This window comes from Olsenella phocaeensis (assembly GCF_900120385.1).
GTDB lineage: Bacteria > Actinomycetota > Coriobacteriia > Coriobacteriales > Atopobiaceae > Olsenella_I > Olsenella_I phocaeensis.
Genome location: NZ_LT635494.1, coordinates 1011087 through 1019012, shown reverse-complemented (window position 1 = coordinate 1019012; position 7926 = coordinate 1011087). Strand labels below are relative to the sequence as shown.

The 7926-nt window shown below is 59.6% G+C and carries 8 protein-coding genes, 1 pseudogene and 1 riboswitch; of the genes and pseudogenes, 1 reads left to right on the top strand and 8 read right to left on the bottom strand.

Features of this window, described 5'->3' with window-relative positions; translation table 11 throughout:
- On the bottom strand, positions 1 to 178 hold a 178-nt coding region (locus tag BQ7388_RS04845), incomplete at its 3' end, for a S4 domain-containing protein (RefSeq protein WP_268794042.1).
- Between the two features lie 695 nt (positions 179 to 873).
- On the opposite strand from BQ7388_RS04845, the gene BQ7388_RS11900 reads away from it, so the two are divergent.
- Positions 874 to 1302, top strand: coding sequence for a hypothetical protein (locus tag BQ7388_RS11900; protein ID WP_159430790.1), 429 nt, complete (start codon positions 874 to 876; stop codon positions 1300 to 1302).
- Between the two features lie 609 nt (positions 1303 to 1911).
- On the opposite strand, the gene BQ7388_RS12275 is transcribed toward BQ7388_RS11900, so the two are convergent.
- From BQ7388_RS12275 to BQ7388_RS04815, 7 genes and pseudogenes are all read right to left on the bottom strand, one after another.
- A complete protein-coding gene (locus tag BQ7388_RS12275; protein WP_009279397.1) occupies positions 1912 to 2055 on the bottom strand; it encodes a hypothetical protein in 144 nt (47 codons plus the stop codon).
- A 60-nt stretch (positions 2056 to 2115) separates the two neighbouring features.
- Entirely contained in the window at positions 2116 to 2340 is a 225-nt protein-coding gene (locus BQ7388_RS04840; RefSeq protein ID WP_009279398.1) for a hypothetical protein, read from the bottom strand.
- An 18-nt stretch (positions 2341 to 2358) separates the two neighbouring features.
- Positions 2359 to 2883: a hypothetical protein gene (locus BQ7388_RS04835; protein WP_072499889.1), complete on the bottom strand. Its 525-nt coding sequence runs from the start codon at positions 2881 to 2883 to the stop codon at positions 2359 to 2361.
- Between the two features lie 258 nt (positions 2884 to 3141).
- A complete protein-coding gene (locus BQ7388_RS04830) occupies positions 3142 to 4356 on the bottom strand; it encodes an ATP-binding protein (RefSeq protein ID WP_200781429.1) in 1215 nt (404 codons plus the stop codon).
- A gap of 170 nt (positions 4357 to 4526) precedes the next feature.
- Positions 4527 to 5033 carry a hypothetical protein gene (locus tag BQ7388_RS04825; protein ID WP_234946862.1) on the bottom strand — a complete coding sequence of 169 codons (507 nt, stop codon included), beginning with the start codon at positions 5031 to 5033 and terminating at the stop codon, positions 4527 to 4529.
- A gap of 785 nt (positions 5034 to 5818) precedes the next feature.
- On the bottom strand, positions 5819 to 7072 hold the full coding sequence (gene metK, locus BQ7388_RS04820) for a methionine adenosyltransferase (protein WP_062530204.1): 1254 nt from the start codon (positions 7070 to 7072) through the stop codon (positions 5819 to 5821).
- 92 nt (positions 7073 to 7164) lie between these two features.
- Positions 7165 to 7285, bottom strand: a riboswitch (SAM riboswitch).
- Positions 7286 to 7543: 258 nt separating this feature from the next.
- Positions 7544 to 7926: pseudogene (locus BQ7388_RS04815) on the bottom strand (TetR/AcrR family transcriptional regulator); the annotation flags it as partial.

Here is a 7926-nt window from a genome sequence, read left to right as displayed (position 1 = left end):
GCTCGCTCTTGCTGGTGGCGAGGGTGCCGTTGATGGTCACGGAGCCACCCTCGACGAGGTGCGCGCAGGCGGAGCGGCTGGGCATGCCCGGCTGGGCGGCGAGGAAGGAGTCGAGGCGCACGCCGTCGGACTCGGGCCCCACGAGGAGGCTTCGTATGGTTGTCGTTGTCGCCGGCATCTCTCGCCTCCCCTTCCACGGTCTTGGATCCCTCTTCCGGCCCGGACGCGGCGCGTCTCCATGCGTGTCCTCGCTCGGGCACGTCCCTCCTAGTCGAGTGCGCAAGCTTAAGGCGCGGAATTGCGCACTCGACGGCCGTCCGCAGGCAAACGTCACCGTTTCGCCCCTCGAATGCGCAAGCTGAAGCCTTCAGATTGTACACTCGCACGATTTCTTGGGCGAGAGTGACCCTCGCGCCAGACCTGGGACCCATCGGTGCGGGCTCGGCAGAGTCAGCTACGGAGCTTGGGCTTTTCAGGGTCCGCAGCTGAGTACGCACCATCTGCGCAAACGCGCCCGGACCCTTCCAAATGCTAGTCACCTGTGGAGTTCTCACCTTTCAGAGTCCGCAACCAAAAGTCTACAGCCAAGGCCAAGGGGTCAGCGAACAGCCCTGCCTTCCGAAAGGAGACACCACTATGGAATCGCAGAGTCCCATGAACGAAATCAGGCATCTTCGACTCGATTTTCATGGGAGCGCATACAGGACCACGCTCGATGCCCAGGTCTGATCAAACCTATTACAGGATGGGATTGACCCAATAATTAGAGGTCAATTTGCTGTAGCGGCTGGCGTTAGCCTCGGAGTAGATGTCGTCATTTCGCTCGTGACCGGCGTTACGTCGGGACTCATCGTCGAAGCAATAAAAGGAATAATGAGAAAGATAAGGAAGGCCGCCAAGGAAACCTTGTCTAGTGACTGCCACCTTGGTCGAATGACGATAGAGATGGATACCTGCGACTTCGTCATCGCGACGAATGGCAGCGCTGGATTCTATGCCGAGAATGTTAACTACAATGAGCTTATTTCTCGAATGATGGATTTCTATGAACAAGAATTGGCCGCTGGTCATGCAATTTATCGCATCGAAGCGCCCTGTGATTTTAATCCCAGCGAAGACCGCTTAAAATCTGGAACTTCCGGCGTGGGAAATTTCTCGTTGTGGCTTGTAACCTATCGATATGGAAGTCGATGGCCTTGTTGCATATACGATGCCATTAATGACGTGATCATACCTACTGAAGATAAAGAAGAAATTACAAAATCTATAAATTGTGTAGATAGATTCTATTCCGCAAATTGATAACAAATAGCATTGATGCCTACGAATCGCCGACCTACCATGAACCAATGCGGTGTGCGCATAATTGCAAGCGCGGCGATTTATTTGTCATAACGTCGCCGCTAGTTAACCAGGCGCACATGCCAATGACATGCCGCCGCCCGGTCACGCACACCCATCGAGCGGTAGGGTACATGCGCCATAAGACAAAACACACACGAGCCTTCGGAGTCTACTGCATGGAAAGTGCGATTGTGTCGATTCCACACACCCAATGACCCTCGGTTTGGACGGGAAGTGCGTTTGTGTAGAGAAAAAGAGCTCTTTCATGCCGACAGACAGTCTTTTTTCCTACACAAACGCACTTCCCGTCCATTTGGGTGCCGAAACGGAGCCCCAAGTCGACACAAACGAGCTTTACGTTTTGGCACTCATCAGACTGGGGAATCCGACGATTCCACTTCACCATGAGAGAATCATTACGGCGAAGCAATCCATTCTTGCGCCCTGTTGCCCCTGAGAATCTCACCACACCAACTCCTGCAGACGCCTGAACGCAATCCGGAACCACGGCAGATGCCCCTCGTCAAAGAAGGACTCATGACCACTCTGCCAATGAGCGAGGCAGCATCATTGAGAGTAGATGCCCGAACCGAGCAGCCCAAGCTCACGCACGCTGCCGATGATTATGGCCAGCTCATCGGTGTCATAAGTGGCGTTGTGGTAGGCCACCGCGAAGTCGCTTCCGGCGTCTATCCCGATGTTGTCGATCACGTCGATGCTTTCCTTTGGACGAGAATAACTCAGCGGGCGTGACGCCGACGCTTCACTCGCTCAGCCGCGTTCTTCGCAAAGCGTGCAAATCCCCTGGGTGAGAAGAGTGACGACCTCCTGGATCTGCCGTTCGGTCTGGGCGTAGTCGAGCGACACGCCAAAGTGGTTGGTCTCATGGTCGCTGCCCGGCTCGATGCGCCGGAGGATATCAATGAGCTCCACCTCGCGCTCCGTGTCATGGACGTTCGTCTTAAGGTGGTATGTCTCGTCGCGCTCGGTGATCAACGATAAGCCCGGACGCCCCTACCCGCGGTAGACGCTTCTCGTCTCCTGGACCTCCCCCTTCATGGAAAGCCCCAGCAACCCCGCCGCCGACTTGGTCAACGCCCCGGACCGAACGACCGTGACGCTGCGCTTCCGCGAGTCGTTGAACTCGTCCAGGCGCCGCAGGCCGCTCGTCGTGAGGCTGATTCCGCGCACGGTCTCGAGCGGCAGCAGCCTGCCACGCGCGTCCTTCCGGAGCTCAAGCCGTGTGCACCAGCCAAGCTGGCCCAGGTACGCAAGGGCGTCCGCGATTCTGACGTCGCTCCCCTCGGGACCCTGAAGGTCGGGGGTGGCACCCTCGGAGACGTCACGGATCAGCGTCATCCAATTGGCTGCGTCATAAAGCGAGATGGGTGGCACGGCACTGCCGTTGGGAATCACCCACTCCTCGCGCCCGAATCGCCCCAGCTCCTTGCTCGCAAAGGGGACCATGCCGTCCCGACAGTACCTGCGGACCTTGTCCTCCGACCAACCCCAGGCCTTCGCCGCCTCAGATGCCTTCACGCCGCCCCCTTGGTAGGTCGTAGTCCCGCATTGACGTCACGCTCATTATGGGCGGCAAGCGCTCGTGGTTCCAGTCGTCTAGCCACAGCCGTTCAACATGGTGGGCATCACTTTTCAAGACACGAAGGGTCACGCTACCCGTTGATTCTCACTTCGCGGTGATTAGGAATCAGGGTCAAGTCCACACCGACGGATATCAGCGATTCCGTCAGAGTCTCTCGAGGCTCTCCCCGTCGAGAAGAAAATCGAAGAGCCCCGTCACCAGGAGCCCTCCTCGGTATACCAGGGGGCAACTGCGTCCCTGGCAACGATGACCTTCTTGAACGAGTCGTCGATCTTGAGAAGCAACCTCTGCTCCTGCAAGGTCTTCTCGTGGGTCGGTAGCGCATACGCAGATTGGACGTAGTAGCGCCGGGAACCCTTGTTGCAGACGAAGTCGACCTCCAGCTGCTTCCGGGACGACCTGCCCTCGGCGTTCGTCTCCGAGGTATTGATGACGCCCACGCCCACGTTGTACCCCCGGGAGACGAGCTCCGTGTAGAGGACGTTCTCCATTATGTGGGTCTCCTCGATCTGGCGGAACCCAATCTGGGCATTCCTCAATCCCATGTCCGAGAAGTAGTACTTGACGGGCGAGCCGATGTACTTGCGGCCCTTTATGTCGTATCGCTGCGCCTCCTCGATTACAAACGCGTCCTCCAGAAAGCCAATCCAGCTGCGCACCGTGGTGGGGCTCACGCCCTTTCCCTTTACAGTTTCGAACGTGTCAGCCATCCTCGTCGGGTTTGTCAGGGACCCTATGCCGGAGGCAAGCACGCTGAGAAGGTCGGCAAACTCCGCGTCGTCGCGTATCGCGTTGCGCTCGACCAGGTCCCTGATATACGTCTCACGGTTGAGCGCCTGCAGTGTGCCCATCTTCTCCTCGTCCGTACCCTCGAGCACCACCAGAGGGATGCCGCCAAACTGTACGTACTCCGCCCAGCCATCAGACTTCTCGCCATCATACGTCGACATGAACTCAGAGAAACTGAGTGGCCTCATACGGACCTCGTCGCCGCGCCCACGGAACTGAGTGATGATGTCCCGAGATAGGAACCTGGCATTGCTACCGGTGACATATACATCCAAATTACGCCTGCGGAGAAGGCCGTTGAGGACCTTCTCGAAGCCCTCCATCTCCTGCACCTCATCGAGCGGTACATAGTAGGGTCCCTCATCGGAAGTAAGCTCCATTATGGGGGAGTAGAACATCTTGTAGTCGAGGCACTCCTCGTTCTCGGGATCGTCGAATACCATCTCGATGATTTGATTCCCCGCGACGCCGCTCTCCAGCAGGTGCCTCTTGAACTGCTCGAAGATGAGAAAGGACTTTCCGCAGCGGAGCACGCCAGTCACTACCTTGATGAAGCCGTTCCATTTCTTTCCAATGAGCAGATTGAGATAGTGGTCTCGCCTTATTTCGGTGCTCGACATTCGCTCGGTCATAAGTGACTCACAGCTGTCGCAAAATGCTGATTAATGCATTTTCAATCAGCAGAAATATATCGTAGCAGCCCTTATGTATCCAGGCAGTAGAGGTAGCAAGCCAACGAGGGCGCGCTTGACGTACGAATCAAATAAGCGATTCGATTCGCATTTGACTCTTAGAGGTTCTCTGCCCAAGCATCTAGGGCAGCGGCATTCATCTTGAGCTTGCCCTTGTAGGCACAGGCGGAAATGTCAAAAAGACCAAGGGGAATCGACCTATAGAGCAGGCTGAGTTTGCATAGGTAAAGAACGCAGTGAGCCCCGTCGAAGCATTTTTCCTTCTTCTGATTATGCTTGATATGCATAATTCGTACTCTATTGTTCTTAAGCTTGTCAAGAAACCCATCGCTGTCAGCAGAAGTTTCTTTATAAAAGACCACGTTGTCATATTCGACAGGAAGAGCTTCGAGACACTCTTTCAATGTTTGACGTCTGGTGTTAGCGGGCAACTTTTTCCGCGCAACGAGGATCTCCGCCATGGGCTCTGCCAGCTCAACCGCAAAGGCCAAGGACACGTCTCTTGGCATGCCGTTTTTTGAAACCGCATACAGGTACATTTGATTAATTATGTCAAGCTCTTCAAGGAGCAATATCCAATGTTCAAATAAATCGTCTGTCAACACATCCTGGAAGTAGCGGAAATCCTGAATCTGAACAGGAGCGATGCGGCTCAGCAGTTTGTAAGCAATTAAAAATAGGCGTTAACTCCCCCTCTACCATTGTGTACGCCTGAGTTTTACTATCCGATTCGGCTGACTGTCACATCGTCGGCGGCGGCCCCCGTGGCAAAGCGAGACTGGACCGGTCACTGCCCAGCCAGGCACCATCACGACCTTCTCGGGACGGTCCTGCAACGAACTCGTGGTCACCGAAAAGAGGTCCGGCCGGCCATCCATCTCGCCGCGGCCGGAGCCGGAGCGCCCATGCGGGAACTCCTCTGCGAGGGGGGGCACATCCGCTCGTCTCGTGGAGCGGGTTTTCCTTGTCGCGCCAGAGTCAGTGACAAGGTGGAGGGCTTCCACATCACGCGCACCATCATCGACAGCGAGGTCGTAGCGGATTGTGCAGCGACGGTGCCTCTGGCCAACACCTGACGGAGCCAGGCAGAACTTGTCAGGCACGCCTATCCCCGCCCGAGTGTGCAAGCTTAAAGCACGGAATTACGCACTCGACAGCAACTTGGAGACAATCTGCAGCGCTTAGGACCTCCGAGTGCGCAAGCTGAAGCTTTCAGATTGCGCACTCGCGTAAGCGCGGGAGGGGGCTCGCGACGATTGCGCACTCGAGGGCGGGTGCGGGAGACAAGCGACAGGAAAAGGCAAGAAACACAAACAGGCGAGAGAGACCGGCGGCCTCGCCCCCGCCCGTCCCTCTCGCCTGCAAAACGGTCGCTCCTAGCCCCGCTCCCCTACCTCGCGAGCTCTTCCACCGCGGCCTTGAGCTCGTCCGTGCGGTTCGTGGCCTCCCAGGTGAAGTCGGGATCCTTGCGGCCGAAGTGGCCGTACGCCGCCGTCTTCTGATAGATGGGCCGCCTCAGGTCCAGGTCGCGGATGATCGCGCCGGGCCTCAGGTCGAAGACACGCGCCACGGCCGCATCCAGCACGGAGTCGTCCACGATGCCGGTGCCCTGCGTGTCCACCATGATGGAGAGCGGCTCGGTAACGCCGATCGCGTACGCCAGCTCGACCTCGCACTTGCGTGCGAGCCCCGCCGCCACGACGTTCTTGGCCACCCAGCGCGCCGCGTAGGCACCGGAGCGGTCCACCTTGGTGGGGTCCTTGCCGCTGAACGCGCCACCGCCATGCCGGCCCATGCCGCCGTAGGTGTCCACGATGATCTTGCGGCCGGTGAGGCCCGTGTCGCCCATGGGCCCGCCCACCACGAAGCGCCCCGTGGGGTTGACGTAGATGGTCGCGTCCTTCCAGGCGATGCCGGCCTCGTCCAGGACGGGGCTTATGACCTGCTCGATCATGTCGCGCCGAATCTGCGCGAGCTCGATGTCGGCCGCGTGCTGGGTGGACACGACGACGGCCGTGACCTCGACGGGGCGGTCGTTCTCGTAGCGCACCGTCACCTGGGTCTTGCCGTCCGGACGCAGGTAGCCCAGGCTGCCGTCCTTGCGGACCTCGGCCAGGCGCTGCGCCATCCTCTGCGCCAGGTAGATGGGCATGGGCATGAGGACGTCGGTCTCGTCCGTGGCATAGCCGAACATCATGCCCTGGTCGCCGGCGCCGATGCGCTCGCAGAGGTCCTCGTCCCCCGCACGGGCGAAGCTCCCGTCCACGCCCTGGGCGATGTCGGGGCTCTGCTCGTGGATCATGTTGATCACGCCGCAGGAGTCGCAGTCGAAGCCGTACTTGGCGCGGTCGTAGCCGATGCGACGCAGGGTCTCGCGCACGATGCCCTGGACGTCCACGTAGGCCTGGGTGCGAATCTCCCCCATGACGGCGATGGTGCCCGTGGTGGCGAAGGTCTCGCAGGCCACGCGCACGTCCTCGAGGCGAGCGGGGTGCCCGGAGGGAGACACGTAGCCCTCCGCCTCAAGGCGTGCCTCCTTCTCGATGATCGCGTCGAGGATGGCGTCCGACACCTGGTCGCAGATCTTGTCAGGATGTCCCTCGGTCACGGATTCCGAGGTGAAGAGGTAGTTCCTGTGCGCCATGTCAGCGCCCCTTCCCGGTGCCAGCGCACCTTTGCGGGGCCATGGCGGCCCCTGTTCCAATAGAGGGGACATCGCTGTTGCTGGCACGCGCTCCCCCGTCTTCCAGGCCCTTGGCCTGCCGAGATTTGGCACCATGCCCTGAGGCTGGTTGCCGGAGCTTCATGGGGCTCGGTCCCTCAGCTCTTTGCGCCTCGCAGCGCCTCTTGACGAGCGAGTACACAGTATGACATCGCGCCCGCGCTGTAAACCAGATTTTTGAGAGCAGTTCAAAACTCACGATGCCGCGACGGGGCGGACGTCGGACAGGATGACGCCGATGGGCCGCGACCACGATGACAGGCAATCAAGATGTCATGACGGCAGGAACCTACCCCAAACGGCGATGCTGCCGCCAGAGCCCCCACGGCAGGAACCTACCCCAAACGGCGATGCTGCCGCCAGGACCCCACGGCAGCGGCTCAGTGCCGCCCCCTACGCCAGGCGCGCGCCAGCTATGGCAGCCGCCTCTCCGGGCGTCCCCATGCCCTCGATCGAGAGGTCGAGCAGGGAGCTTGCCAGCACGTCCTTGTCACCGAAGCGCTCGCCTCCGGCGGACACGAGCGACGTCACCAGGAAGCCGCCCGCGGCAAAGGTGGCGGCGAGCTCGCTGTTTACGTCCTGGCGCACGATGCCCTCGGTCTTCGCACGCTCGATCTGGGCGGCCAGGATCCTGACCGTGCGGAGGAAATGGCTGTTGGAGAGGGGCAGCGTGCCCTCCCCCGACTCGGTGAGCTCGCGCGTGAGCGCCAGGGCGAGGGGGCTTCCCGTCCTGAGCCGCTGGGCCAGCTCGGCGCAGAGGCCGCTCAGCGCGTCGC

Excerpts from the sequence above, each read along its gene's own strand:
- BQ7388_RS11900 (WP_159430790.1), top strand. The coding sequence starts at position 874 with ATGAGAAAGATAAGGAAGGCCGCCAAGGAAACCTTGTCTAGTGACTGC.
- BQ7388_RS04830 (WP_200781429.1), bottom strand. The coding sequence starts at position 4,356 with ATGTCGAGCACCGAAATAAGGCGAGACCACTATCTCAATCTGCTCATT.
- metK (WP_062530204.1), bottom strand. The coding sequence starts at position 7,072 with ATGGCGCACAGGAACTACCTCTTCACCTCGGAATCCGTGACCGAGGGA.